The organism is Blautia sp. St.27G3 (genome assembly GCF_059728505.1).
Genome location: NZ_BAAGFO010000002.1, coordinates 26,219 through 50,696, shown reverse-complemented (window position 1 = coordinate 50,696; position 24,478 = coordinate 26,219). Strand labels below are relative to the sequence as shown.

General features: G+C 46.4%; 32 protein-coding genes. All 32 read right to left on the bottom strand.

Annotated features, from left to right (window positions below; all coding sequences use genetic code 11):
* Positions 1–93: 93 nt before the first annotated feature.
* The gene (locus AC6I2O_RS09805; protein WP_497742548.1) at positions 94–963 is read right to left on the bottom strand and encodes a hypothetical protein; all 870 of its coding nucleotides are present in this window, start codon (positions 961–963) and stop codon (positions 94–96) included.
* 2 nt (positions 964–965) lie between these two features.
* A complete protein-coding gene (locus tag AC6I2O_RS09800; protein WP_497742547.1) occupies positions 966–1,547 on the bottom strand; it encodes a phage tail protein in 582 nt (193 codons plus the stop codon).
* A 13-nt stretch (positions 1,548–1,560) separates the two neighbouring features.
* Complete coding sequence (locus AC6I2O_RS09795; protein WP_497742546.1) at positions 1,561–2,694, bottom strand: baseplate J/gp47 family protein; 1,134 nt, start codon at positions 2,692–2,694, stop codon at positions 1,561–1,563.
* Complete coding sequence (locus AC6I2O_RS09790) at positions 2,691–3,116, bottom strand: DUF2634 domain-containing protein (protein ID WP_120392334.1); 426 nt, start codon at positions 3,114–3,116, stop codon at positions 2,691–2,693. Before AC6I2O_RS09790 ends, AC6I2O_RS09795 begins: the two co-directional genes overlap by 4 nt.
* Entirely contained in the window at positions 3,113–3,382 is a 270-nt protein-coding gene (locus AC6I2O_RS09785; RefSeq protein ID WP_120392335.1) for a hypothetical protein, read from the bottom strand. The genes AC6I2O_RS09790 and AC6I2O_RS09785 overlap by 4 nt, the downstream gene beginning before the upstream one ends.
* Positions 3,375–4,121, bottom strand: a complete 747-nt coding sequence (locus tag AC6I2O_RS09780; RefSeq protein ID WP_497742545.1) for a hypothetical protein — start codon at positions 4,119–4,121, stop codon at positions 3,375–3,377. Before AC6I2O_RS09780 ends, AC6I2O_RS09785 begins: the two co-directional genes overlap by 8 nt.
* Before the next feature lie 6 nt (positions 4,122–4,127).
* Entirely contained in the window at positions 4,128–4,673 is a 546-nt protein-coding gene (locus AC6I2O_RS09775) for a hypothetical protein (protein WP_497742544.1), read from the bottom strand.
* 9 nt (positions 4,674–4,682) lie between these two features.
* The gene (locus AC6I2O_RS09770) at positions 4,683–8,066 is read right to left on the bottom strand and encodes a phage tail tape measure protein (RefSeq protein ID WP_497742543.1); all 3,384 of its coding nucleotides are present in this window, start codon (positions 8,064–8,066) and stop codon (positions 4,683–4,685) included.
* Between the two features lie 249 nt (positions 8,067–8,315).
* Positions 8,316–8,765: a DUF6848 family protein gene (locus AC6I2O_RS09765; protein WP_497742542.1), complete on the bottom strand. Its 450-nt coding sequence runs from the start codon at positions 8,763–8,765 to the stop codon at positions 8,316–8,318.
* 13 nt (positions 8,766–8,778) lie between these two features.
* Positions 8,779–9,222, bottom strand: coding sequence for a hypothetical protein (locus AC6I2O_RS09760; RefSeq protein ID WP_120392339.1), 444 nt, complete (start codon positions 9,220–9,222; stop codon positions 8,779–8,781).
* Between the two features lie 9 nt (positions 9,223–9,231).
* Positions 9,232–10,629, bottom strand: coding sequence for a DUF2586 family protein (locus AC6I2O_RS09755; protein WP_497742541.1), 1,398 nt, complete (start codon positions 10,627–10,629; stop codon positions 9,232–9,234).
* Positions 10,626–10,838 (bottom strand): hypothetical protein, encoded by a 213-nt coding sequence (locus tag AC6I2O_RS09750; protein WP_497742540.1) that lies wholly within the window; start codon positions 10,836–10,838, stop codon positions 10,626–10,628. Before AC6I2O_RS09750 ends, AC6I2O_RS09755 begins: the two co-directional genes overlap by 4 nt.
* A 6-nt stretch (positions 10,839–10,844) precedes the next feature.
* Complete coding sequence (locus tag AC6I2O_RS09745; protein ID WP_497742539.1) at positions 10,845–11,333, bottom strand: SON protein; 489 nt, start codon at positions 11,331–11,333, stop codon at positions 10,845–10,847.
* Positions 11,330–11,815 (bottom strand): phage virion morphogenesis protein, encoded by a 486-nt coding sequence (locus AC6I2O_RS09740; protein WP_497742538.1) that lies wholly within the window; start codon positions 11,813–11,815, stop codon positions 11,330–11,332. Before AC6I2O_RS09740 ends, AC6I2O_RS09745 begins: the two co-directional genes overlap by 4 nt.
* Before the next feature lie 4 nt (positions 11,816–11,819).
* Positions 11,820–12,293 (bottom strand): gp436 family protein, encoded by a 474-nt coding sequence (locus tag AC6I2O_RS09735; RefSeq protein WP_497742537.1) that lies wholly within the window; start codon positions 12,291–12,293, stop codon positions 11,820–11,822.
* 17 nt (positions 12,294–12,310) lie between these two features.
* Positions 12,311–13,213 carry a Mu-like prophage major head subunit gpT family protein gene (locus AC6I2O_RS09730; RefSeq protein WP_497742536.1) on the bottom strand — a complete coding sequence of 301 codons (903 nt, stop codon included), beginning with the start codon at positions 13,211–13,213 and terminating at the stop codon, positions 12,311–12,313.
* 14 nt (positions 13,214–13,227) lie between these two features.
* Positions 13,228–13,614: a hypothetical protein gene (locus AC6I2O_RS09725; protein WP_497742535.1), complete on the bottom strand. Its 387-nt coding sequence runs from the start codon at positions 13,612–13,614 to the stop codon at positions 13,228–13,230.
* Positions 13,614–14,651, bottom strand: coding sequence for a phage protease (locus AC6I2O_RS09720; RefSeq protein WP_497742534.1), 1,038 nt, complete (start codon positions 14,649–14,651; stop codon positions 13,614–13,616). The genes AC6I2O_RS09725 and AC6I2O_RS09720 overlap by 1 nt, the downstream gene beginning before the upstream one ends.
* Before the next feature lie 110 nt (positions 14,652–14,761).
* The gene (locus AC6I2O_RS09715; protein ID WP_497742533.1) at positions 14,762–15,505 is read right to left on the bottom strand and encodes a phage head morphogenesis protein; all 744 of its coding nucleotides are present in this window, start codon (positions 15,503–15,505) and stop codon (positions 14,762–14,764) included.
* Positions 15,502–17,082: a DUF935 domain-containing protein gene (locus AC6I2O_RS09710; RefSeq protein WP_497742532.1), complete on the bottom strand. Its 1,581-nt coding sequence runs from the start codon at positions 17,080–17,082 to the stop codon at positions 15,502–15,504. Before AC6I2O_RS09710 ends, AC6I2O_RS09715 begins: the two co-directional genes overlap by 4 nt.
* Positions 17,082–18,842, bottom strand: coding sequence for a phage terminase large subunit (gene terL, locus AC6I2O_RS09705; protein WP_497742531.1), 1,761 nt, complete (start codon positions 18,840–18,842; stop codon positions 17,082–17,084). The genes AC6I2O_RS09710 and terL overlap by 1 nt, the downstream gene beginning before the upstream one ends.
* Positions 18,835–19,398: a phage protein Gp27 family protein gene (locus AC6I2O_RS09700; RefSeq protein WP_497742530.1), complete on the bottom strand. Its 564-nt coding sequence runs from the start codon at positions 19,396–19,398 to the stop codon at positions 18,835–18,837. Before AC6I2O_RS09700 ends, terL begins: the two co-directional genes overlap by 8 nt.
* Positions 19,398–19,712: a hypothetical protein gene (locus tag AC6I2O_RS09695; protein WP_120392352.1), complete on the bottom strand. Its 315-nt coding sequence runs from the start codon at positions 19,710–19,712 to the stop codon at positions 19,398–19,400. Before AC6I2O_RS09695 ends, AC6I2O_RS09700 begins: the two co-directional genes overlap by 1 nt.
* A 10-nt stretch (positions 19,713–19,722) precedes the next feature.
* Positions 19,723–20,082: a hypothetical protein gene (locus tag AC6I2O_RS09690; RefSeq protein ID WP_497742529.1), complete on the bottom strand. Its 360-nt coding sequence runs from the start codon at positions 20,080–20,082 to the stop codon at positions 19,723–19,725.
* Between the two features lies 1 nt (position 20,083).
* Positions 20,084–20,422 (bottom strand): hypothetical protein, encoded by a 339-nt coding sequence (locus AC6I2O_RS09685; RefSeq protein WP_497742527.1) that lies wholly within the window; start codon positions 20,420–20,422, stop codon positions 20,084–20,086.
* 104 nt (positions 20,423–20,526) lie between these two features.
* Positions 20,527–20,859: a Mor transcription activator family protein gene (locus AC6I2O_RS09680; RefSeq protein WP_497742526.1), complete on the bottom strand. Its 333-nt coding sequence runs from the start codon at positions 20,857–20,859 to the stop codon at positions 20,527–20,529.
* 5 nt (positions 20,860–20,864) lie between these two features.
* On the bottom strand, positions 20,865–22,634 hold the full coding sequence (locus AC6I2O_RS09675; RefSeq protein WP_497742525.1) for a glucosaminidase domain-containing protein: 1,770 nt from the start codon (positions 22,632–22,634) through the stop codon (positions 20,865–20,867).
* A gap of 5 nt (positions 22,635–22,639) precedes the next feature.
* Complete coding sequence (locus tag AC6I2O_RS09670; protein ID WP_497742524.1) at positions 22,640–22,888, bottom strand: hypothetical protein; 249 nt, start codon at positions 22,886–22,888, stop codon at positions 22,640–22,642.
* Between the two features lie 2 nt (positions 22,889–22,890).
* Entirely contained in the window at positions 22,891–23,553 is a 663-nt protein-coding gene (locus tag AC6I2O_RS09665; RefSeq protein WP_497742523.1) for a hypothetical protein, read from the bottom strand.
* Positions 23,546–23,815, bottom strand: a complete 270-nt coding sequence (locus AC6I2O_RS09660) for an AbrB/MazE/SpoVT family DNA-binding domain-containing protein (RefSeq protein WP_497742522.1) — start codon at positions 23,813–23,815, stop codon at positions 23,546–23,548. Before AC6I2O_RS09660 ends, AC6I2O_RS09665 begins: the two co-directional genes overlap by 8 nt.
* 15 nt (positions 23,816–23,830) lie before the next feature.
* Positions 23,831–24,196, bottom strand: coding sequence for a hypothetical protein (locus tag AC6I2O_RS09655; RefSeq protein WP_497742521.1), 366 nt, complete (start codon positions 24,194–24,196; stop codon positions 23,831–23,833).
* The gene (locus AC6I2O_RS09650) at positions 24,193–24,420 is read right to left on the bottom strand and encodes a hypothetical protein (protein WP_120392359.1); all 228 of its coding nucleotides are present in this window, start codon (positions 24,418–24,420) and stop codon (positions 24,193–24,195) included. Before AC6I2O_RS09650 ends, AC6I2O_RS09655 begins: the two co-directional genes overlap by 4 nt.
* Between the last annotated feature and the right edge of the window lie 58 nt (positions 24,421–24,478).

Below are 24,478 nucleotides of genomic sequence, written 5' to 3'. Positions count from 1 at the left end.
TGCCTTAACATCTGGAAATGCTTATACTTTTGCTGTGTTATGGGCAAAAGTTGGTATTAATGCTTAAAAACCGTGAATATAACATGAATTTTATCAAAATGTCACAATAGTTTTTTCCGAAAGAATACTCCCGTTTTCATTATCCACTTTTCGCACATTTAAACCATTTTCATGGAAATATAGCATATAAGTATAATCATCAGTTGTACCCTGTAAGAACATCCAGTTATTCGCTTTTGCTGTGTAGACAATAACAGTGCCATCTGTTGACTGAATTTTGTCGCCAGCTGGAAATGCATTATTTAACTTCGTGTTTTGTGCAGTAATTTGATCCTGTAAATTTTTTGCCACTGCTGCCGATACTACTTTATCCAGGGCCGCCGTAGTAGCATTTTGTATGATCGCCGATTTATCGATTTTATCTTCGATCTGTTCCTTAAGATATTTCGCCACAGCCGCCGATACCACTTTATCCACGGCATCTGAATCCGCATCCTGAATGATATCAGCAGTATTAATCTTTTTAGCTAATTCTTTCTCAAAATCAGTTCTCAGAACATATACACCATCATTGACAATGTCCACTACATCAGCCGATGTAACAGTCAATCTGATTTTAATTTCGTTCTGAATCGTCCGGCCATCATACGCCGGTATATAAACAGGACAGGTGGCTGTATGTTGGAAGCAAAACAATACTTCCTGTCCACCTGATCCCGTTGCATATACATTGACACGATTAAAAAAATAATCATTTTTAAAATTATAATTATCTGTTACAGCTTTAATATCTATCGTTGTATTATTATATTTTTCTACCGAAGCAATATCTGCATTATGAATAAGTTCTCTCGCGGATCTTTCTGGATCAGCAATTAATTCAATTTTCGAAAATCTTACCTGTTTACCAGATGCTATTGCATCAGTAATCAAAGCAAGCCCTATTTCTGTGTATGTCATCATATCTACATATCCCCTAAATCAATATAATTTACCACTGATACAGTCGTCCCAATTTTCGTTCCACTGTTCACTACATTGCATAACATATAATTATCCAATGAAGTGCTATCCTTTACTTTTCGCACCTCTCTAATCAACATGCTGATGTTTGCCGGATGTTCCGTGTCATCTCGAACCCCCACCCGCAAAAGGAACTGCGCCCACTTATCCGGATAGCCAATATCCGGATACCATAAGTGCTCTACATCGTTATATCCCAATGTTTTAGCTGCTAAAATAATTCCCGCTTTCGTTCCTCCGAATGCTTCCACTTCATCCTGCATTGCGATCCGGCTGCGGAATGTTTCATCATCTTCATCCGGATACCGATGCATTCCTCGGTCCTGCGCGTAATACTGCAACATCTCCACGTTGCAGGTTACTACTGACGTTTGATCTAATGCACGCTCCAGCTCTGCTTGCACGTTATCATATTCGTCACCGATTACTTTAAAAAATATGTACCACTGATTTTTTGTTTTCTTCAGTCGCATAAATGGCGAAGGCAATAGATAATACAGATAATCCCTGAATCTATCAAACATACTCAATCTCCTGTCAACTGATATTTTTCACAGTGATGTGGATTTCCCCTGTCACAATAACCTTACCCCTTTCAGCAATGACATCCGCTGCCGGTACTGTGATATCCGTTTTTTTATACCCTTGGACTGTAGATATTAACTTCCCGATGATCGCATCCCGATAAAGTGTATTTAATTCTTTACGCTTGCTTACATCCATTAAATCCATGATAGCTGCGCGGATCTGATCCTCGTATCCGGAAACGCTGATTCCCTGCTCTACGTATACCGTCAGTTCAAAGTCCTGCTTAACAGATTCCGCAGATTTGACGAGATAGTCTCCATAGCTGCCTTCCATTTCTTTAATTGCTGCCTTTACCTTCTGGATCAGTGCTTCATCCGCCGTTCCTTCTGCGCCTGTAACAATAATATCAACCGTTCCTTCGCCTCGTGGCGCTTGGCTGTCAATATCCGCTGTCACCACACCACTAATGGATTCCACAATACTCTGCAATTTCCTGTCCGGATTCAGACGTGCATTTTCCGCCCGGCTGTTCAAACAGCGCTGCCGCAAGGACTCAATCTCTTCGATTTCTGTGCCACTTTCGACAATCCAGTCTTCTTCGTTTCTTACGTGATCATAGCCGTCAATATACACAAGCGTTTCACAGATTGTCCCCGGCTCCACGTTGTAGGCAGCTCCCGGCTGTTCCGCTTCAACGATTACTTTGTATTCGCTGACTCCTTCGGGCATCACAGTGTCTTCGGCTGCATAAAATGTAAAATATGCCCCCTCGGCATTTCTGGATGTGATAAATGGATGTCCCTTTTTGATTTTTACAGGATAACTGTAATCACGCCGATATACTGTCACATACCCTTTTGTTGGTATACCCTCCTTGCGATATTTTGCATAATCTGCCGCTCGGATTTCCACCCAATCATCCGGGCAATGCACCATAAACGCTGAATTAACGATCTGAACGGCTAGCTGTTTCAGCTGCAGCATGCCATGCACTACAATCCGCAGGATCGCATAAAATACACCACCCTTGGAAAAATTTGTAATCACAAATCCCTCTTCCGCAAGTTTTGTTTGCAATTCTTCCATGTATTCAGATTCATCTGGAACATTTATAATCTTCTCCATAATGTTATCCGGTATCATGTGACATAAATCTCCTTTCCATCGGAACGTATATCAATATTGACATTCTGACCATCGGATTCCCGAAACTGGACATGTGCAGCCCACTTGCTCTCCGTTGATGTTTCCGTCGTCAGGCTAATCGACCCATCATCAATATATTCCCGTTTTGTCATTTTCCCAACGATCTGAGCACTAATTTCTTGCTTGAAAGATTCGTCCTGTTCCGCATTCAGGTAGTCCGTAAGGTTATATCCATACGCCTGCATACCTTCCTGATCTTCCCAAAGCAATTCCCCCTCATCCGTCAGCATCTCGATCCATATATCTTGCATCCAACAGTTCATACCACTACATAACACACAATCTCCATTATTGTCCGGTATTGGCTGCCCGTATCGGTCTAACCGGATATCAACATCATCAGTCCCTGTCAATCTCATCCATACCACCGTCCTATAATATAAGGATAGCTTCCTGCAACAAAATGAATTATAACAGCTTCCCCTGTCTGATAAACTTGGTCAGATACCAGATTCGGAAGTTCTGTATTGTCCTCCAACAATCTTACTGTATAACGATAGGTTCCTTTTTGCTGCTGCACCCATATAATCCTTGCAATCATGCTGTGCATCTTATCCATTGCCGGATACTCTGTTTTCAATATATCCCTAACGATTTTTTTGACAAAAGTTTTGAGTTCACCCATCGTCTGCCTCCCTGAATTTGATCCGCATATCAATGCCTCTTTCATTGCCTTCTATCGTGCAGGAGATAACCTGTGCCGATCCTATAAATTCATCACAGGATAATTGCACGATTTGACGCGGCTTGATTCCCGGAATAGGAATAATATCCGCCACCCATATATCCCCACTTCTTTCGATGTCTAAAACATTGTCATCAGATAACTGATAGTAGCCATCCTGATCAGGCTGTACGCCATAATAGATACATCCGTTTTGCGTATAAAAAGTAATGTCTGCCTGATAGACGGCATTGAGTTGCCGCAGGGCTTCCTGATAAGATGCTGCATCAACCCGGAAGTTCTTTCTGCGTCCGTAGTCGGTATTTGTCATCTGGTATTTACTAACTTCGAACACTGTAAACAGATATCGTGCTGCTTCCTGTAAGGTAGTGTCTAAGAAAAATGCCGTCATATGCTCTGCTGAAGTTTCTTCAGCGTCTTTGATGATCACTGTACTCTCAGATGTAAATGTTCCACGACCAGACACAAGCAGTTCATAACCTGCGTCATTTCCAATCTCTAATGCATAACTGTCAGCCGGATTATCTTTCAAGATTTGTATCAATTCTTCTGATAATGATAGTCTCGCCCATACCGGTGCATCCGTATCATCTGACTGCCACTTTGCATCAAATCCTCCAGTAACCTGATATTCCCCACAGGTCAGCCGGAACTCTAACCCTTCCAGATTTATTTCCATTTACCCTCACTTCTTTACGAGCTTTTTTGCTTTCTTTTTGGCTGCTGATTGACTTTTCTGTTTCTTTGCCGGACTTTTATCTGCATTCTTTTTAGACTTTGATGTCTTTGTCGTAAGCGTTTTTATCTGCTTCTTCGTGCGTACCACTTTCAACCCGGCAATCGCAGGAGCAACAAACGATAACGTACACACCGCCCAGCTTTGAGATTCTTCTTTTGTGGTACTAATCCCGTTAAAATATACCTCCGTGATTCCGTGTGCATTGATCTCTGCTGCCGTAAGTTTATATTTCTTCTGTTTTTTTTGCCCTGACCGTTTAAATAAACGCTGCACAAATCGAATCATATTTTCAAAGTCATAGGTTGCATTCTCTTCGATAAATAAGTCGATTTCTACTTGCGCGGCCTCGTATCCGGCAGGCTGGTTCGATACTTTCTTCTTTCCTTTTTTCTTATCTTCCAGTTTTCCCTCTTCGGTTATTCGGATACTTTTTACAATGCCGGGAAGGTAATCCTTCCCGACTTTTATATGCTTGTCCTGAATGAATATCATCCTGACCTCCTACGCTGCCTGTGTATCTCCATCCGTAGAATCCAACTCATCAAGCAGGTTTTTCAATTTTTTCAGGCTGTCGATAGAATCAATATCAACATTCAGCTGCACATCATACTTATTGTACGTAGTGCCACCAGAGCGCTTTGATATTGCTTCCTTGCTTAATGATTTACGTGAATCCCGCTTCGTCACCTTATTCTCAACCACAGCAGACACAACATCTTGCATTCGCCCCCATAAAGTGTCGAGCGGCAGGATCGCCTCATCACCAGCTTCACCACCAACCATACCATTACGGCCATTAATGCCAAACAGTGTCGGTCTGGTCATGATACCGCCCTTTGCATAATAACTGACACCAAAGTTCGGAACTTGCGCAGTTGCATCTCCTGATCCGACCGTGGAATATGATACCGTCACATGGGGCAGTTTCGGTGCCGGTACGGTTACAGATATGCCTGCAAATGCATTACGTACAGCTGATGCAGCCTGATTTGCAGCTGATGTCACCGTAGATTTCACGCTTGCCATACTGCTTGATACAGATGACTGTATATGTCCCATCCCAGATGACCATGCTGATTCCATCGCGCTGACACCGCCCTGCGTTGTCTGCTGTGCCGAAGCAACTGAAGTATTTACGTCTCCAACCGCCAAATTTAGACTGCTTGTATCAATATCAAAACCAACTGTTCCACCATCCGGCGTTGTTGCAGACGCCATAGCCTGATTGATCGCATCCTGTGCTGATGCTGCTGCACTGGATGCTGACGCTTCCATGCCCGTCCCTAAACTTGCCATAATGCTGCTTCCGGCTTCTGCCACACCTGATGTATCTACATTTGACAAAGACGCTAAAATACTATCCATGGACGTTCCGGCCGTACTATCCAATGCAGCCTGCACCTCTGTGCCGCCTAATTGTACCCCATTTGCAAACGCCTCCATGCCTTCCATACCGCTGATTTGATACTTGCTTGCATCAAACGCAATCTCTGGAGCCTCGACTGTAGATACCGTAGTGGGCAATGATACCTCTGGCAAATTGTAGTCCGTCGCTATTTCAGGAGTAACTACTTCAGTTTTTGGTTCTGTTACCGTGACTGTTTCTGCAATTTCCTCATCCTTGCCGCCTCCTGATAACCAGTCCGTAAATCTGCCCCATGCACCTTTTACTGAATCCACCAAGCTATGAAATCCATCCATAAAACCATCCTTAATGCCATTTATCAGGTTACTGCCGATTTGTATCCAGTCAATGCTCAGAATAGTATCACCGACTGTCTTAAACAAATCCGGTATCATTCCAAGCAGCATTGGGATTGCCTGTAAAATACCGCTGATAATGTTGCCAATAATGGCCAGACCACCTGATATTAAGTTTGGGAGTACCTGTCCAATACCAGCCAGCAGCTGCCCGATCAAAGATACACCCATTGCCAAGATCGCCGGCAGGTTCTGAACAATGCCAGATAACAGACTTAAAACAAGTTGGATACCAGATTGGATCACAGCTGGAAGCGCTTGGATGATCCCGTTTAGCACCATGACAACCATCTGTACACCAGCACTCAGTATCCCTGGCAATCCTGAAACAATCATGGTTAAAAATCCGTTTATGGTTTCCGCTGCAGCTGCAGTTATCCCGGGAAACTGCTGTACAATACCTGTTATCAATGACGTTATGATCTGTCCACCGGATAAAATTATCCCCGGCAGGGCTGTTGCAATCATCGCCAAAAATCCATTCATTATTTCTGATGCTACTGTCAAAATCTCCGGTATTTGCTGTAAAATGCCGGTTATCAATGATGTTATGATCTGTCCACCTGACATCAATATATCAGGTAATCCAGACAAAACCCCACTTACAATATTAAACAGGAGATCTAGGCCAAATTGCAAAAAACCGGGCAGATACGTACCGATAGATGTCAATGCATTTCCGACAAATCCACTTATAGCACCAAATACATTGCTAAATATACCCTGTAGATTGGATACATCACCGCCACAGGCTTGGAACAAGGCAATTAATCCCGCGACAGCCGCTGCAATCAAAGCAAATGGCCCTAATACTGACAAAAAACCGCCTGCACTGAATACCTTTTTCACACTGGATACAATACCGCCAAGGCCGCTGAACGTACGTCCAACTGTACCGACCACAGCAATCAATGTACCTGCAGCAATCAGGAATATCCCTAAGTACGCCACGATATGCATGATAGATGCAACTGTCTCCTGATTTGCCGCAACCCAATCACTGCCTTTTTGGATCACGCCAGCAATCACATCCATTGTACTGTTCACAGTCGGCAGCAATCCCTTTCCAAGTTCTTCCGCTGTATTATGTATCTTCTGCTTCATAGTCTGAAATTTTTGTTCTGGTGTATTGTTAATTGCAGTAGCCATCTCTTCGGTTACAGCCACGCCATTTGACATGGATTCATGCAAATCATCAATCCCAGTTTTCAGCTGATCCGTATTCTGATACAAAAGATCAATCAATGCAATCGCTTCGTCCGTACCAAAAGCTTCCTTTAACTGTTGCTTTTCAACAGCATCCAAAGTATCTCCATATTTGCCACGTAACGTTTCCAATATGTCCGGCATAGACATCAACTGATTGTTGGAATCCAAGAACGTCAATCCAAGTTCTTTTCCTGCTTTCGCGGCAGTATTCAAGAATGATTTGTACTTTGTCGCTGCCTCTGATCCGGACATAGTCGTCTGCAACTGACCTAAAATTGCAAGCTGTTCTTCAAGCGGTACCTGTGCGTTTGTTGCCGTCGCGCCAAGCATACCGATTGCGCCAGCCATCTGAGATCCGCTTGTCTTATAATTTTTTACGGCAGTTGCAATTCCAGCAGAAAACATCTCGCCAAATTCAAGATCAGACATTTCCTCGTATGCGCCTTTATAAATGCCATATCCGGTTGCAAACAGCGATCCCATCTCTTCTGTCGTGGATTTGGTTGCTTTACCAGTCAACGCTGCCAACTCTGTAAACTGTGCAACACCTTCATCCGTCAACGATGCAATACCGGACTTAATATCATAAGACGCAGTAATAAAATCAGCTTTTGTCGTCCCAGCCCAAGTGTCCGAGAAATTTTTTGCAGCACTCTCTATAACCTGCAGATCCTGAACACCTAAGGAAGCAATCTCGCCCAACGCATTCTGCGTATCGAAAGTTGCTGTGACTGCTTTACCGCAGGCAGACACGATACCTGTCCCTATGCCAGTCATTGCAGCACCTGCTTTCTGCATTGCCGCAAATGATCGTGTCATAGTTCCGATTGATCCGTTTACATTCCCCATTTTTCCGGTCAAACGATCAACCATATCGAGGACAAGGGATACTTTCAATACACTGTCCATTCCCATATCCTTATCCTCCTTCATCTGAGAACAGAAGGTTTATCGCATTAACAAACCCGATTTTTATATCATCTTGATACATTTTCCGGGCTTGCCGTGCCAATGCAAGCAGCCTGTAAAATTCCCCCAGTGTTACGTGATCCAGATCCGGAATCATCCTGCTCGGCAGATACTTACAGATCAAGATCCGTCCAGCATCGTACAGGCTGCTTTCTGTTTCTTCCTCCGCCTCATCAATCCGTTCTTCAGCGGATTTTACAGGCGGCGCACCGTCGTGGTCTTCGATAAACCCAGCATGTACAGGAGCTTTTCACCAAGACTGATTCCCATCGCCGGAAACTCGTTGAGCAGTTTCTCCAGATCCTTGCGCTGCTCCTGACAAATATTGTCTAATACAAATGTCCGCATCGCCTTCGAGCTTGATACCGATGCTGTTTTTACGTACCGGTCATAAGATGCCGCTTTCGGCTCAGCGAATAAAAATTCCATCGTCCGATCCATGTCATCATCCTGAGACAGATTTGTTGTGACGATGTACATTTTTCCGCGCATCCCTTTATCTGCGTACTTTCTGCACAGATCTTCAAACGTTTCCAACTGCTCCATCATCGGTTCAACCGGATTCTGCTGCATATATCCGGTATCCTGCTGTACCGGTTTTGACATTTTTTCTGATAAAATTTCCTGATCTTCAAAATAACCCATTGCTATATCCTCCTTATGCGTTTACGCCGTCAATACAGATACCGCCCATTGCGATACCCTCAAGACTAATCGTTGTAGACTTATCGCCCTGCTTACCACCAAAACCACCGCGTTTGGTAAATGTTACATTCGTTAATACATCTGTGCAGGTCGTTGCTCCGACATCTGCATACGATACCGTAATCTTTGGGATCACGATCTTATAAAATCCACCCTGATTCCGGTATGCATCAACCAGCGTATTGTAGTCCTCGCGCAGCATCTCAAGTTTCACCGAGTTACTTTTGTTTCCTGTTCCAAAGCCTCTTGGATTTCCTCCTCGCCCATAAACCAGTTCTTTGTCCTGGCTATCTTCATAGTCAATGGATGTCGGCTCAATATTCTGGCATCCGGACAGCGCAATCGTGATCGATGACCAGTCATATACCTTTCCATTTACAAACTGTTTCCTTGCCATGTTCTCCTCCTACGATACCGCCCCTGCCATAAAAGTCAGGGATACCACATTTGCATACGCCCGCGGCTTATAGCTTACCCGCACCGGGATCTTCTGTGCCGTCAACAGGCTCTCCGGATCAAGCAGTACCGCCTGTCCGCTGCTGATGATCTGGTCTTTAATCGCATCCTCAACCGGGATATTCAGGTCTGCCTGTACCGGCGCTGCCTCTGTTTCAATCTCTGATGCGTCAAAATCTGCTTTCAGCCATTCAGTTGCACGCTTATACACTTCGCGCACCAGTCTGTACATCACACGCGCATGCTCGATTGTTGCGAAATCACTGTTTTCCGGCGCACAGGTGTTAGAGCTTGCAAGATACCATGCATCCCGTCCCGGATACCGGCGCAGTGCAATATATCTTGCAGCATCCAGATCCTCATACATATCCTCAATGCCTGTCGGTACAAGTTCCAGCACCTTGCTCTCGCTAATCGGGAAATCCCTGACATATGCGATGCTGGTGGATTCTTTCGCCTGTGCGATCATGCCCATAATATAGGCTGCCATGTTCGTCACACGTACACGTCCATCCATCCCTTTAAACCGCGCCCATGTCTGTACTACTGCAACGTGACGTCCTGCTGATTTACAGTCTGTCTCGATTGCCTCCATGTAATCTGTAACAGCCTCATCATTTCCTGCTGATCTCTGCTCGCAAACGATCAGCAATGGACGCCCCGCATTCGTCTCCTGTGTCTGTGCCATTGCTTCCAAAGACGCCCACAGATCTTTGTTAGTTGTACCAACAATATGCACCGCCTCAATATTTGCATGGCTTTTATAAACACGTTCCATAGCTGACAAGATTGCTTCGTTGCTTGTTGTCGGTGCTGCCACTGTAAACGCGTAGGTATCACCAGCTGCAAACTTGTTTTCCGCCTCCGCCGCAAACGCCAATGTTAATCCCGTATCCGGAATTTCATAGTTTCCTTCCAGCGGCACGGTCATCTCGTCTGATTGACTGCTTCCTCCGTCTGTACTGACTGTGAACGTCGCCTCATTCGTAGCTCCTCCGTCCACGATCTGAACAACCACATCATACGCATTGATTCCTGTACCGGACACCGTTACGGTTCCTTTTCCAGTTCCGGTATGTATCACCCCAGACGGTTTACCACCTGTAGTGGCAGCCACCGGATAGCAAAACATCTGCTGTGCACCACCGTCGATCGAATCAATACAGGCATCTGCAAGCGGTGACTGGCCTAACAGATTCCTGATCTGATCTGTATCCATCGTATTGCGCACTTCAATCGGATCTGTCACTTTTGATGATATGCCAACCTTTGCGTGTACACCGCTGATCCGCTGTTCTCCAATCCCGGAACCGCCATCTTTCACATCTACTTCCACTCTTGATATCATCTTTTCCTCCCATCTGCAGCTGCCGTCAAAAACTCACGCAATGCTGTGTCGAACTCGCGCTCTTCCAGCATCTTATTTTTCGACCAGTTCTTCTGCTGCTTTACGCCTGCCAGATATACGCTTGGCACCTGCTTGGCAATCGCCCATTCCTCTACTGTTTTGCGTACTACCTGATCCGGCACAACCTCCTTCACAGCCTTCCTTTCCATTTATCCTCACTCCTTTTCCATGCCAATCTCCGGCTTTCCTTCTATCTTGTCAGCAGGAACATCGTCCTTATAAATTCCGTATGTGAACGTCACCGGTATTTCAACCGCAATCTTAGCCTTCAAAATGCTGTCTTTTTCATCAACCCAGTCTACTTCCCCGGCTTCAACTCCTACCCAGTTCCCGTTTCCATCATCATATCCCTTGCTTATCGTTTTAAAAAATGCCTCAAGATGCGCTTCCAGATGCTCTTCATCGTACTCGGCAATAACAACTGTATACACGGTTTCCATGTCATACAGCTTCACCCGGTTCATCGTAACCGCCCCGTTATCATATATTTTTTTTGACTTCGAACGAACCGGCTTATCACTGCCTCGCAGGATTCCGGCATAATAGCTGCCTTCATCTTCAGACATTTTTTTCAGGCTCTCATAGATCACCCCAGTTATCCCGGACGCACGCAACAAATCTTCCAGATACTTTTTCTTCGTCATGTCAAAGCTTCCTCCATCAGTTCAATGATCTCTGTTCGATCCGCATCAGACAGTCCAAGGAACGGACGCGCCGGAATTTTGATCGCAACCTGTTTTTTGTGGTACCATTTCCCGCCAATCTGGAACGACAGCATCCGTTTATTCTTTGCCCGGATTGTCCTGCCAGGATCACCAAACTGATGCGTGGCAGCATAAATAGTATTCGTACCGATCTCCGCACCTTTTTCCGATGATCGGGCGTGGATGGAGGTACGCAGATGGCTTCTGTCCGTCAACGTCTTCCCGCCACCGGATGCCCGAATGGAGCGTTTCCATGCTACCCCATCCGGTGAAGTCTCCGTATCAAACCGCTCATCCGTGCTGGTACGCAACGCTTCTGCGATCGCCGCCATCAATTCTGCCCGGTCAATACTTCCCAATCTTTGTAACCGTTCTTTGTATTCTTCGAACTGCCCAGCCATGCTCACACGGATACCACTCATTTTATTACCATCCCCTCATTGACTTCCGTGAAAATACACGTTCGCTGGACTGAATAGAAAATCCTGCGTTTCCCTGCGCATCCGTCAGTGCTTCTCCTGTTCCTCCTGATGTCTGACCGTCCAACTCCACAATACCCTTCGCCACATTCGTCAGATAAAGGATTGCTGCGTTATAGCGGTTCAGGATGTTCTTTTCGCGCTCAGATTCATCAATGCCGCGTCTGGAAGCCAGATTGTAAACCGCTATATCCTTCGATAACTTTGTGATCATCTTCGGCACCTTGCTAAGCGGTACCCTATACCGTTTAGCAAGATATCCGTCAATTTCCGAATCTGCATCGTCTACAGCAATTTGTGCATATGGCATTGCAGCTTCTCGCAGCTCCTCGCCTTCCAGACGGCAGTTATCACCAATTAGGGATCGCAGCATGTCCGGTTTGATCATATCCAATACATCTTCTGCTTTGCTGTATGCCATGACTGCCTCCTATCCAATCAGCCTTTTGCTTCTCCTGTGCCTTTGCCAGTTGATCCATATGCCATCTGCCAGAACCCAAATCCTGCATTCCAGCGGCCATCCACGCCATACAGGTATTTTTTCTTCAGAAATACATTCAGATCATCGTCCTTATTAAGGGCTGTAAACTTTGGTTTCTTGCGCATCTGAAGGATCAGCGGTTTAAGCGGCTCATTCGTTGCCATCAGGTACCATGCGTCCGGATCGTTTGCCAGTTCACTGACAACCTCCACCTTAGCAAGACCTTTGGTAATATTAGATGATCCGTCTACCATCTCCGCCTCTAAGATCCGGCGCGCTTCCATTTCCAAGGCAGGCGGCACCACAAGAACATTCGGTACGAGTTTCAACGGTTTATCCTGATCACCTGTATAGGACATGATCGCCGTACGTGCCGCAATAAAACTTTCCTGTGACAGCTTTGCATCTGTCTTGTTTGAAAATGTCTTTTCCCCTGATTTATGCTGATCAGAGAAAAATGGCTGCCCATCATAGCACTTTTCTTTAAATCCCTTCTGAAGCAGTTCAAAAACTGTTTCATCCGGAGCCGTTGCCGCTTCTGCACCCATCATTTCAAAACTTGGCGCGTACACCCCATACCGATCATCTTCTAAGACCTCACGGTCAATGCCAATCGTAGACTCAAATGTCTTATTTTTGATTGTGTAGGTGTAGGCGTTCAGATTCGCAATTGTACGTTCATCCAGCCACTCTTTCATTTTCGGAAGCTGACCAATCCATCCATAATTTTCTTCTGATGTACTGGACGGTACCTCGGTGGCAATCAGAGGATGTTTCGGCTGTTTTGACGAAAATCCTTTGTTATACAGTGTTGAAAAGCTGACATCCAGCGCCCGCAGCGCCTGTGAATTAATAATCATGCTCGTTATCCTCCTTAAAACATATCAACAGCAACAGAGTTGCCTTCTACAGCAAATACTTTCCCGGCTGCACTTGATCCATCTGCGGTCAGCGTTACACTATCCGGACCGGCAAAATAACACGTCTTTAAAATATCTGTCTCCTTAATGTCGCCATCATTCCCAAATACAAATACGCCGCGCTGTACACGTACATGGCAGGCTCCATCTTCACCGACAGTATTGTCAACATACTCCTGTGCCGCCCCAACAGCTATCAGATCAGCTGCCTTGGATGCCTGCACGGCATATCCTTCTGCATTCAGCGCCACAATGTCCCCATCAACCAGCTTTGTACCTTTTGCAACCGGCAGACGCAGGATACTGCGTCCGGCAAGCTGTTCTCCTATCTGTCGTCCCATCACACTTCCTCCTTGTAATATTCTTTCACTTCCTCTTCCGAGAGTCCCAAGTTCTTCAGCACCGTATGATCTACACCGGACAGTCCATCTTTTCCGCCTTTACCCTTCGGATCAGCGCCAGTCAGGTTATCCATCACCACGGCTGCCGGTGCCTTATCCGCAAATGACGCAAATCCTTCCGGATCTTTCAGTGCATAGCTATGCGCCCAATCCTTCTGCGCTGCAGTGATCTTTCCTGCTTTCAGTGCCGCCGTGACCGCCTCATCAGCTGCACGACCCTCAATCTGTGCTTTGAGTGCCTGCACTTCTGCAGCAAGGGTGTTATCTCCATTCTGAAGCTTCACAATAGCAGCCGCCACCTCTTCGGTCTTAGCGTCTTCCTTCAATCCTAAGAGCGTCAGGATCGTGCTGTTCGCTACCACAGCATCCTTATTTGCTGCCGTTTCTGTCCCTCCCGGCTTTCTGACTGCCTCCCGAAGTGCAGCCTCCACCTCATCTTCTGTTGCTGTCTCCTGCAATCCCAGCAATCTGATCAGTTTTTCTAATTCCATTGTCCTTTCCTCCTCATAATCGTCCACGTCAAGGCTGCATCCCACCAGTGGGAACATACCATCAATCGCGGGGGTGTTTGTGAGCGCCGCAGAATGCAGCGCGATCACTTTTTTGTCATTTTTTCTGGTAATGATCACCGGAGACAGATACCGGTACTCTTTATTTTTCAGGTACTCCGCTCCCTTCGGTGTCCAGTTGACCTTCGCCATGATCGCATCCTCTCCGTTTATCAGCTCCGTAATCCAACCTGCAGCCGGCGCCTGCACATCGTGCAATGTCTGGTGTTCGTAGTCAATCACCAGATCCAAGCGACGCCCAAGGAACTGTTTATTGATCATCCGGAACGATTCGTCATCGACAATAAAGTCACCCTTCCGGGATTCTACATGCCCTTTCGGAATCACGGCGATCAGATCCGGTACCCCTTCCACTGTCGATGGGGTCAATGCAATCATTACCACGTCATTTTTCTTCTTTTTTTCCATTTCTCCACTTCCTGCATCTGTCTTATCGTTTCTGTATGCGTTACAACCGCGTTATTCCGCGTTATTTCGCGTTACAAACCTCCATCCCTGCAATTCCCCGTCTCATCTCTTTACCTGCCTTTTTTCTTACTCAGTGCAGAGAGACGTGATTGAAATGCAGACCGAATAATCGGGGTGAATTTAGATACATCCGGACGCCATGCATCCAGTGCCGGATTGCTTGCAAATCCCTTATCCGGACGTAACGCTTTGATCTCACCTGTTGCCAAATCAACTGTAATCGGCGGCTTAGTCTGTACCTGAAGGTTTCGTTCTCTGATTTGGCGTTCTGAATAAGACCGCACATGGCACCGGCATTTGTATCCGTTCGGTGGGTACCAGACTTTCCAAAATGAATCATCTGCCCGGTACACTGCCCCATGTAACGCTGCATGTGTATCGCGCACCCGATCATCCCCAGCCGTTACATACATCCAGTACGGACGCAGCTTCTTTGCCTGCATCATACTTTTATAATGCCCGGCATTATAGGCAGTCTGTACATTTGTCCGAAAGATCAGTTCTGCTTTCCCCGGATTCATACCTTCATATCCGTGAGCGTCAAGCCATGCATCCATCTGCGTTTTCCAGTCTTCCAATGTCCTGCCTTCTTCCACTGCTACCGTCAACTTATCCAAAAACTCCTGCAGCACCTCTGCAGCAGTATATCCTGACACTGTAAATGCCTTCGCTTTCGCACGATCACTTAACGCGTCGTATTCTTCTTTTGATAAAACAGATTTCTTTTTTAAAAATGTAACCGCTCCCGTAAAAATCAGCTTTGAAAATCCCTGCAGGTACTCTGCACCGCTCATCTCTCGCTCCTCCCGATTAGCTCCGCAAAGTAAATACCCTGATGCAAATAATCAGTAAACTCTTCCAGATCCATTGCCTCATACAGCCTGCGTACGGTATCAGCATCCTCCAGTTTCTCTTTCAAAGATTGCATATCACCACATTCATCCACCAGTTTCCGGATCGGCGCAGTCATTTTCCGAAACAGCTCACTCGCATTCTGCACAGACAGTTCGACAATTCCATCAATCTGATCCTGTACCTCCATTTCCAAATCCGGTTCCGGCGCTTTCATACCAACCGGCTCTGTGTTGGCTTCAGTAATCTGCCCGGGAATCACTGCTTCACCTGATTCCGGTTTCGGGATTCCGAATTTTTTATAGATGTGATCCAGTGCGATCGGAACGCCAAGCTCGTTCCTGACCTTCACGTAAATGTCAGCCGTCTGCAGCAGATCTTCCGGATCTTCACAGGTGATTTCAAACAGCGGCAAGTTTGCTTCTGGGCCAAAATTGTATTCCACCAAAGGCCCGATAATGTCGCGCCGTATTGTCATAGACAATGCTTTTGCATCTGCGATTGTCAGATCATGCCGCACCTCATTATGTGTTTTAGACTGCGCATAACTTCCACTGCCACTATCACTGGTCAGCGTCTGCCCTAAAATTGCCTTGCTGATCTGCTCATCACAGTAGCGTGCCAACTTCTCATAGGTATCGGTTGCTCCGTTTTTGTTCTCGGCTTCAATAAATTCAATAGACGTTGACGATGGTACAATCCCGGCTGCATCCGATCCTAACGACACGATCGCTTCCATCAGCGCCCGTTTGTCCGCTTCACTCGCCGACGCATCGTACTTTCCTAACCTCAACGGCATCCCGTAAACTTCACAAAATGCCACCCAGTCCTTCAAGGAATAGTTTTTAAACAGATACATCCAACTTACAACACGCAATATACCGGCGCGGCTGTCATGCCCTGATTTTGCCTTATATCGATGTACCACAAATTTGTTATGCGGCAGCGAAATTCCTTCCGGATGCGCTTCCGTGCAGATACGCATCTCATCTGTAACGGCATCCCACATCAATTTTTTGGGATGTACCTGTTGGATATCAGCAATTACTATCTGATTTCGATCATCTACATCCCACAGGATTTCCATGACGGATATACCCTTCCCGATCGCATCCAGCAGATCCAGCAGTATCCCGTTCAGGTTCTCAATGTTTTCCATCTGATCCTGTACCCACTGTGCGATCTGCTTATCCCTCTGCTCAGGAGATATCGGCTGTACTTCCCATTCCAGACCTGTAACAGCCTGCTTCCGTGTCTGCAGCTGTGAAAACAGATGCGGATCTTTCTCCTCCATCTCCTCAAACAGCTCCATTTGACGGCGTACGTCTCCATCATCCGCTTCCCGAAAGATCTGTGCCAGCCGCATCGGAGTCAGACCATTTGATGGATACTCGCTGTATTTATCAGACGCTTCCTTTGCCGCAATCCGCGCATAGACTGGTCGGATGCTTCCATTCTCTTTTGCGGGATCGTATGGCTCATTGCGGATCTTCCCCTGCTTCTTTTTCTTCTTCGCCATCAGTAGCCTCCTTTCTTCCACTGCAGCAGACGTTTACCGATACTCTTGTACCCGATCTGATGCCCCGCTGCCTTCACCTTATTCGCCATCAGTACTGCCATGTGTAATCCGTCTGGCCCATCGTCATTCTTCCCCATCGGAAATTCCTGCATTTGTTGCAATAGTGATTTCTGTCGTTTCTGGAACCGGATGTACCCATTCTTCACTTCCGGCTGCAGGGAACGAATACGCAGCACTTTATTCGATGTACTTGTGATCCCCTCGATCGGAAGATAAATACCCTGCTCGGCTGATTTTTGTGCCATTACCTGCTTAAAATAATACTGAAATTGCACATCCTCCACGCCGAAAGAATAGTAGCCTTTTCCATATTCCAGACGCAGGCGCTTGTCCGTGTCAAAAATATCCTCGATGATCTTGTCCGGATTGCGCTTTGCAATGTCCGCATACACCACATATTTGTATCCGCTCTCCGTATCCAGAGCCAGCGTGATGATCGAACTGGTATCTGCCTTTGCATTCTTTCCAAGTGATGGATCATTCCCTCCGATAAACAAAAACTTCGGTTGCTTGAAATCCACCTCGCCATCCTCGTAATAAACAAACCACTCCTCGTTAAAGTCTGCGTTATCCGGATCAATTGGATCGTTCTGAAGCTCACTGTTGAACGATGCAGTTCCTTCATCGACCTTCATCTTCATCAGCTTGTAGTACGACAACTTTGCCTCCCACAGTACCTCTGTGCCTTCCAGCATTTCCTCTCTGTTTGCTTCAAAAAATGCTTCCGCGTCCGCTTCATGCTGATTGTTAAACAGATTTGTGTATATCTTTTCCCATGCTTCCCATAGCTCCGGATGTGTGGAATCCGATATGACTGCACGGTACTTCCGGCTCTTAAATCCCGGATTCTGTAACTTTCCAGCAAGCAGCGAATCATAGTGCAGGATCGTCCCGACATACATCACATCGGTATAAGTATCTCCCGCCTTTAACACCGCCTTATCAAACCAACTCTTCAGTTTTCTACGCTGTTCCGGCGTAGCAACATTCTCATCATTTTCTATATCGTCCAGCACAATCAGATCCGGACGCCATGACCGGTTCTTCCTGCCTCGGATTTTTTTTCCAGAACCGATCGCATCAATCTTCACTCCGTTTGTGGCTTTGATCGTACCGGTCTTCCATGTAGAGTCTCCCTTCAGATACCCAAAATCCTCGATGATATAGGCATTGTCCTCCAGTTCTGTCTTGATGTCTTCCAAAAACGCTTCTGCCTGTTCGGTACTGTCCGAGAGGATCAAAATATAATGCTTATACACATACAATGCTGCGTGAAGGGAATCTTTAAACGTAAATGTCGTGGACTTTGCGTGTCCTCTCGGCGCTGCGATCGCCCAGTTGCTTCCATCCATCCGGCTAATCTCTGCTGCATCCGTGTACGGATTTTTGTTTTTTAATACGCCCTCTGCCCAGATATCATCCAGCTCCCCGTGAAACTCCGGGGATTCTCGGACAAAATAATGCGGCAGGTAAGCTCGCCCAAAATATGCCAGATCGACTGCTGCCAATTTTTTACGCAGCCCGTCTTTTCCAGTCAGCGCAGCTCCGTTCCGGTATTGTTCCATCAATTCCCGGCGGTACGGCGTGTCTTCCCGCAACACATACTGTTCAAACAGTACTTCATTACTCTCATGCTGACGTTTTGCTTCCTGTTCTTCTCCGTCATCCAGCGCTAAAAGCCAGCGATCCAGATCAATCATCCTGCATCATCCTGTCTTTTGCGTCTTTGAGGATCATCCTAAACTGCTCCGCAGCCCTATCGTCCTGACGTATGATTTTTAACATCCTCTCTTCCATCTCGGTAAAAGCAAGATCTATTTTTTTCTGCATCTCCTGCTGCACCTTGTCCTTATAAACCTTTGTGCGGCTTAAGGATGCCAATAGCCGCCCGGCCTTATCCAGTGGCATCGCGTCAAACTCTTCCTCTGCGGTCGCCATCTTATTGATCAGACCATCCATCAGTATCCGCATCCCGGCTTCCGTATAGTCTGCATCCGGATTCTGTTTAACGACCTGCACCAGTTTTTCCGTCTGCCGCTGCGCTTCCAATAACCGCTGCATCGCCGTATTGGATCGCATCGCATATCGTCCAACTGATGACTTTGACACTTCATACCCCATCGTTTTCAGCCAATCACTGATGCTCTGATAGGTGTTCGCTGTATCGGACAACAAAACATCAACATTCGTTCGGATCTCTTCTGGCAGCTCATCTACTTTTGAGGATATCCGTGTCTTCCTACGCTGCTTCGCCATCAGATGTCCACCCCCGGATCATTGATCGTACCTTCCGCAAGGTCGACACCTTCCTTCGTCAATCGGATCACTGCATCTTCTGCGTATGCGTTATATGCTGTCACACGCTCGTCCGTAAACTCGATATATCCGGCGTCATGCAGATAATCAATGTATTTCGATATATCCGGCGAGATCACCAGCCCCGCTGCAATCATCGCATTCGACACCTGACGCGTCAGCGCAGCGTTGTTAAATCCTTTCACCAGACAGCGGATGATATACCCACGGACTGCCTTATTCCGTTTCACCTCCGCGCGTTCTGCATCGTTCATTCTTCTCACCTCATTCCTTACTGCTACCCTTTAAGAGCAGGCGATCTATTTTGTGATCAATATTCCTGATGGAATCCTCCATTTTATTCATTGCCCGGAAGTAATCTTCCCGAAGCACGAATGTCGTTGCAAAGTCAGACTTGAAATCCGTAATTTCCTTTTCCATTTCCCGGATCTCTTTGTCTGTCTTTTCATCCAATGCCTTGATACGCTCATCTATCTTTTTGTCGATTCCCTTAACCTGTACTTTTGTCTCTTCATTACTTTTCAGGACGCCGCTGATCCAGTTCTTCACCAACCAGCCAAATATCCCCAACCCGATACCAATCAGCCCTGTCATTACGTCCGCAAATGTGATCGCATATTCCATGTCATTTCCTCTTGATCAGTTTTCCGGCAAGTTCTGTCACGCGTTCCCAGCCGTCCATTGCCACCAGTGCGACAATAAATGCTGCAATAAACGACGCAAATACCATAAACCATGTGATCGGCTGTCCTGCATATGCCAGCATCCCAAAGATTGCCATCGGACAGATCACCAGTGACAGGACGATTACCACTATCCCTGTCGGCAGCACGTCATCCAGCCATTTCACATGCTTTAATACTTCGGCGATACATGACACAATAAATGCCAGTAACCCGATCACTCCCACCAGTTTGGTGACATCCATCATTGCTTCAATTTCCAATGCATTTAAAATTTCCATGTTGTTCCCCTTTCCCGACAAAAAAATAGGAGCATAGCCAAGCTATGCTCCTAGTCTACTTATTCTTCAGATAACCTTTAAATAAAACATTTCAGAAAAAAATTTCACTCTTCATACAATTCAAAATCCGGATCGAACATCGAAAGCTGCCCGAAAACCTGCTCATATTTCAGTATATTTCGTATTCTGTTCGGTGTCAGTCCGTATTTATCTGCCAGTTCCCGTATGTTATAACCATTCCATTCTTTTTTGATCTTTCGGTTGCGTGCCGGAGCAACAATACTCTCTGGCTTCGGTATATACAATGCATCCCCCTGCGCATACTCAGACAGTTCAAAAAAACGTTCCAGTCCAACAATCTCCACGATCGGCTGGCAGCTCTCCGGCAAATCCTCTATCGTCGTATCATCCAGCAGCTCCCGCATGTTCTGACCCATTCTTATCACACCTTTTCGATATACTCGAGACTCACCCATCCGGCTCCGCTTAACAGATGTCCGAATCCATTCTTCTCTTTATCAATATGGTACGACACCTTCCTTCCCTCTGGCTCACTGATCGTTCCGACTACCGGCGAGTCAAGTGATGCCTTTTTACGGATATTCAGCACGTTGCAGGTCGTCTGTACTGCGTACATCCATTTCTTCACATGCGCAAGATCCACCCATCCGGCTCCGCTAAGCAGCTTCCCGTAACCATTCTTTTCTTCGACAATGTGATACTCTTTCTTTCTGTCCTCCGGTTCCTGAATATACCCGACCACCTTTCCGGACTTCTGTGGTTCAGACAGGATCGACAAAATGTCCGCATCCGTGAAGATACCATACAATACCTGTCTGTTCTCCTCCTGGCCTCCCTGATCCGGTGTCTCTGGCTTTTGCTCCGGTACTTCCGGCTTCTGATCCGGCGTATCTGGCTTTTGCTCCGGTATTTCCGGTTTCTGATCCGTCCCGCTGTTTTCCACGTTAAACCGTGTCAGATTCCAGCGATCAATGATATTGCAGATCTTGCTGACATATTCCGGATCTGTCGCGTACCCGCCTGCCTTAATGATCTGGATCACCTTTCTGTAATCTTTCTCGCCCTGTATTCCTTCAAACCTGCGCTTCTTTCCATTTGCAGCATTCAACAGATACGCAGCATGGTCAGCGATGGAATCCTCAATACATTCATAGCACCTAAACTGTGACCGGCGCATCACTTCCTGTCCGTTCTCAACCTCTGGCGATAATTTCTCATAAAAGTTCTCCCCATTCCACGTCGTGCCTGACCATGTATTTCCGGACAGGGTGCATTTCATTCCGTGCATGTTGTTTCCGATCTGCGCCAGATCCGTCTGCCCATATCCACTCTCTAAGATGGACTGCGCAAGCGATACGCAGGCAAGGATACCGTTCTTTCGTTCATCCTCTGTATACATCGTTCCGACTGCTTCGATGTACTCCCCCTCTGCGCAGCCTTCAAATGACTGCGCCTGCGTGCCATATGCTTCTTTCAAATAGACACAATTTCCGGACGGATCAAACACGCTGTAACCTGCAGGACATACCAAAATCGCCGCTTCCTTTGTTTCCATTGCGTACTTCTGGCTTTTTGTATCCTCCCACGATTTCCGTACTCTCCAATATTCTTTCTTAGGCACATCGCCAGCAGATGAATCCATTCCCAGTCCGTCCATGATTCCCTGTGCGATCGCCTTGGCAAAGTCATCCTCATGGTTACGATAAAAATTCATGTCGTCACCGTCATCGACAAATGCTGTCTCAAGCAAAAAATACTTTGCGCCCTGACGCTGTGCGTTGTTTAAATTCAGCAAGCCCGTGCTTGTCCCCAGCAGCCACTCTTTGAATCCGAGCGCCACCACACGGTCAATAACCGCACGTGCCACCTTCTTTCCGGCGTTGTCCGGATGGATGTAGCCGCCGACTCCGGTGAAGTGTCCGTCCCCGTAAGGATCTTTCTTGCCCTTTGCATTGAAATGGATTTCTAACGTCATGTCGTACTTCGCATACTCCGGCACATCACCACGCTTGCTCTGTGCATAACAGTTCTTCTTCTGATCATACATCGTCACAGACATCTTATTGCCAATGGACTTCTTTACCATCGTCGCAAGCTCCCTTGTGTAAGCTGCTTCCTGTCCCCAAATACTGCAGGCACCGGGATCACCCTCACCGTGCCCTGCAATAATCAATAATTTTTTCTTTGCCATATGTATCAGTCCTCCTTTGCTTCTTCTACATCTTCAATTTCAATTTCGTCTACATATGTCATATAATCCCGATTAAACTCTACTATATTCGCCCCACAGTTCTTCGCTACTGTCGTGATATCGTCCGGATGATCCATCTCCTCATCCTCCATGCAATCTGCAATTAAGAGTGCTTCTGTCAGGTCTTCACATTCTATAATCAAGCTATGCTGATGTTTGACTGTTTCCACTATCGTAAATTCAAATTGTGCCATACCTACTCCTCCTTATAATCCAGCGTAATCGCTGTTTTACTGTCTACGATTACACACTTCTTTAGTTCCCGGATCGTTGCATCGATCATGTCATCCGGCAGGTACGCGCGGATCAGTTCCGCGTTCTTAATCTTATGGATGTAATACAGCTCTACGTCCCAGTCACATTCCGCATCAAATATAGCGGTCAGATTCTTCCTGTCCTTCTCGTAGTCGCCGCTTAACTTCTTCAGCAACAGTTTCTTCTGCTTCGTGTCCGGAAGGATATGCATTTGGCCATCCAAAAACTCCTCCAGTTCCATCTCAAATGTATAGTCATCCGTAAAAAGAGCCTTCAGCATACGTTCAAAATTAGCGCTGCATTTATACTTCGTTTCCGTTGTAACCGTAACGTTCTTATTCCATACCCCTTCTGACACGCAAAGCTTCAGCCGGTCCGGATTCAGGATATCAAGACTCTGCCGATCAGTAATGGCCGCTGCTGATCCCTGGCTTCCATAAAAACGTGTGTACTGCTTGTTTCGGTCTTCCATGATGCTGATACCGCGTGCCTGCAGCTCCGCCTGATATTTTGAGATGTTCCGCGCTGTCTGAAGACGCAGGCGATCGAGCTGCACCAGTTCGTCCACCAGCTCTGCGCTTGTTTTCTGCTTCAGTTCATCCATTTGCTTCCCCTCCGTTCATTTTTTCTAATGCTTCACAAACTTTTTTCGCACATCCTGCACATACATAACGCCCAAATACTTTATGCACCTGATCCTGCCTGCCACAGTACATGCAGCGTGGCACATAGGGTTTCAGGATGATGTCACCCTCCTCGTTGGTGCTCACGATCATCGGGTCTTTTGGTTCCAGTCCCAAATCCCGTCGCATCGCAACCGGTATGTTAATACTTCCATGCGATGATAATTTTTTATACTGTTCCATTCCTGCATTCCCCCTTTATGCTTCTATAATGTCCCTGATGTAGTCATATTTCTCTTTCAACTTATAGCTCGTATCCCCACGTTCCCTGACTGATTCTTCAAATTCTTTCAAACGTACCGCCAGCTTCAGGCACTTTGCTGCCCCTATTGCTTCAGATGATACACGCAGCGTCCTCTGTTCCACATCCCCTAACATAATGCCAATCGCATCCATCAGGTAAATATCCCATACGTAACACTCTTTATCTCTTGCATTCCATTCCTGCATCGCCTCATCCACAAATTTTTTCCGGTTCAGCTTCTTTTTATCCGGCGGCAGGATGCCCTTCTCCTTCAACTGTTTCTTGATCCTCGCCCGTTCTTTCTGTTCCTTTTTCGTCATTCATTCTCACCTTCCTGTCTTTCAAGATCATTCATGGCTGCCAGATAGACATCCAGCAGCTTATCTTTTACCATCTCCAGATCAGCGCCACGCATCATTGCATTACGTCCGACCATCACCTGCAGCACACCGCAAATTGCTGTCATATCCTCCAGTGATACATGTTCTGCCCGCATGTCCACCTTTCCATCCCTGACAGCTATCTCCACCCTGCAATCCTCCATTTGTACCTCCAAACTGCATAAAAAAACTGCCGACCGTTTATACAGCCAGCAGCTTCAA

What these genes read in the sequence shown, in the direction of transcription:
- AC6I2O_RS09700 (WP_497742530.1), bottom strand. Translation starts at nt 19,398, where the DNA reads ATGGCGAAGCAGCGTAGGAAGACACGGATATCCTCAAAAGTAGATGAG.
- AC6I2O_RS09785 (WP_120392335.1), bottom strand. Translation starts at nt 3,382, where the DNA reads ATGGGTGAACTCAAAACTTTTGTCAAAAAAATCGTTAGGGATATATTG.
- AC6I2O_RS09685 (WP_497742527.1), bottom strand. Translation starts at nt 20,422, where the DNA reads ATGGAAATTTTAAATGCATTGGAAATTGAAGCAATGATGGATGTCACC.
- AC6I2O_RS09745 (WP_497742539.1), bottom strand. Translation starts at nt 11,333, where the DNA reads ATGACGAAGAAAAAGTATCTGGAAGATTTGTTGCGTGCGTCCGGGATA.
- AC6I2O_RS09670 (WP_497742524.1), bottom strand. Translation starts at nt 22,888, where the DNA reads ATGGCACAATTTGAATTTACGATAGTGGAAACAGTCAAACATCAGCAT.
- AC6I2O_RS09660 (WP_497742522.1), bottom strand. Translation starts at nt 23,815, where the DNA reads ATGGAACAGTATAAAAAATTATCATCGCATGGAAGTATTAACATACCG.
- AC6I2O_RS09690 (WP_497742529.1), bottom strand. Translation starts at nt 20,082, where the DNA reads ATGGAATATGCGATCACATTTGCGGACGTAATGACAGGGCTGATTGGT.
- AC6I2O_RS09665 (WP_497742523.1), bottom strand. Translation starts at nt 23,553, where the DNA reads ATGGATGAACTGAAGCAGAAAACAAGCGCAGAGCTGGTGGACGAACTG.
- AC6I2O_RS09730 (WP_497742536.1), bottom strand. Translation starts at nt 13,213, where the DNA reads ATGATTATTAATTCACAGGCGCTGCGGGCGCTGGATGTCAGCTTTTCA.
- AC6I2O_RS09800 (WP_497742547.1), bottom strand. Translation starts at nt 1,547, where the DNA reads ATGTTTGATAGATTCAGGGATTATCTGTATTATCTATTGCCTTCGCCA.
- AC6I2O_RS09805 (WP_497742548.1), bottom strand. Translation starts at nt 963, where the DNA reads ATGATGACATACACAGAAATAGGGCTTGCTTTGATTACTGATGCAATA.
- AC6I2O_RS09780 (WP_497742545.1), bottom strand. Translation starts at nt 4,121, where the DNA reads ATGGAAATAAATCTGGAAGGGTTAGAGTTCCGGCTGACCTGTGGGGAA.
- AC6I2O_RS09675 (WP_497742525.1), bottom strand. Translation starts at nt 22,634, where the DNA reads ATGGCAAAGAAAAAATTATTGATTATTGCAGGGCACGGTGAGGGTGAT.
- AC6I2O_RS09760 (WP_120392339.1), bottom strand. Translation starts at nt 9,222, where the DNA reads ATGGCAAGGAAACAGTTTGTAAATGGAAAGGTATATGACTGGTCATCG.
- AC6I2O_RS09650 (WP_120392359.1), bottom strand. Translation starts at nt 24,420, where the DNA reads ATGGAGGATTGCAGGGTGGAGATAGCTGTCAGGGATGGAAAGGTGGAC.
- AC6I2O_RS09755 (WP_497742541.1), bottom strand. Translation starts at nt 10,629, where the DNA reads ATGATATCAAGAGTGGAAGTAGATGTGAAAGATGGCGGTTCCGGGATT.
- AC6I2O_RS09655 (WP_497742521.1), bottom strand. Translation starts at nt 24,196, where the DNA reads ATGACGAAAAAGGAACAGAAAGAACGGGCGAGGATCAAGAAACAGTTG.
- AC6I2O_RS09795 (WP_497742546.1), bottom strand. Translation starts at nt 2,694, where the DNA reads ATGATACCGGATAACATTATGGAGAAGATTATAAATGTTCCAGATGAA.
- AC6I2O_RS09740 (WP_497742538.1), bottom strand. Translation starts at nt 11,815, where the DNA reads ATGAGTGGTATCCGTGTGAGCATGGCTGGGCAGTTCGAAGAATACAAA.
- AC6I2O_RS09710 (WP_497742532.1), bottom strand. Translation starts at nt 17,082, where the DNA reads ATGGCGAAGAAGAAAAAGAAGCAGGGGAAGATCCGCAATGAGCCATAC.
- AC6I2O_RS09750 (WP_497742540.1), bottom strand. Translation starts at nt 10,838, where the DNA reads ATGGAAAGGAAGGCTGTGAAGGAGGTTGTGCCGGATCAGGTAGTACGC.
- AC6I2O_RS09735 (WP_497742537.1), bottom strand. Translation starts at nt 12,293, where the DNA reads ATGGCATACAGCAAAGCAGAAGATGTATTGGATATGATCAAACCGGAC.
- AC6I2O_RS09715 (WP_497742533.1), bottom strand. Translation starts at nt 15,505, where the DNA reads ATGAGCGGTGCAGAGTACCTGCAGGGATTTTCAAAGCTGATTTTTACG.
- AC6I2O_RS09695 (WP_120392352.1), bottom strand. Translation starts at nt 19,712, where the DNA reads ATGAACGATGCAGAACGCGCGGAGGTGAAACGGAATAAGGCAGTCCGT.
- AC6I2O_RS09720 (WP_497742534.1), bottom strand. Translation starts at nt 14,651, where the DNA reads ATGGAAAAAAAGAAGAAAAATGACGTGGTAATGATTGCATTGACCCCA.
- AC6I2O_RS09790 (WP_120392334.1), bottom strand. Translation starts at nt 3,116, where the DNA reads ATGAGATTGACAGGGACTGATGATGTTGATATCCGGTTAGACCGATAC.
- AC6I2O_RS09770 (WP_497742543.1), bottom strand. Translation starts at nt 8,066, where the DNA reads ATGGGAATGGACAGTGTATTGAAAGTATCCCTTGTCCTCGATATGGTT.
- AC6I2O_RS09725 (WP_497742535.1), bottom strand. Translation starts at nt 13,614, where the DNA reads ATGGGACGACAGATAGGAGAACAGCTTGCCGGACGCAGTATCCTGCGT.
- AC6I2O_RS09775 (WP_497742544.1), bottom strand. Translation starts at nt 4,673, where the DNA reads ATGATATTCATTCAGGACAAGCATATAAAAGTCGGGAAGGATTACCTT.
- AC6I2O_RS09765 (WP_497742542.1), bottom strand. Translation starts at nt 8,765, where the DNA reads ATGGGTTATTTTGAAGATCAGGAAATTTTATCAGAAAAAATGTCAAAA.
- terL (WP_497742531.1), bottom strand. Translation starts at nt 18,842, where the DNA reads ATGATTGATCTGGATCGCTGGCTTTTAGCGCTGGATGACGGAGAAGAA.
- AC6I2O_RS09680 (WP_497742526.1), bottom strand. Translation starts at nt 20,859, where the DNA reads ATGGGTCAGAACATGCGGGAGCTGCTGGATGATACGACGATAGAGGAT.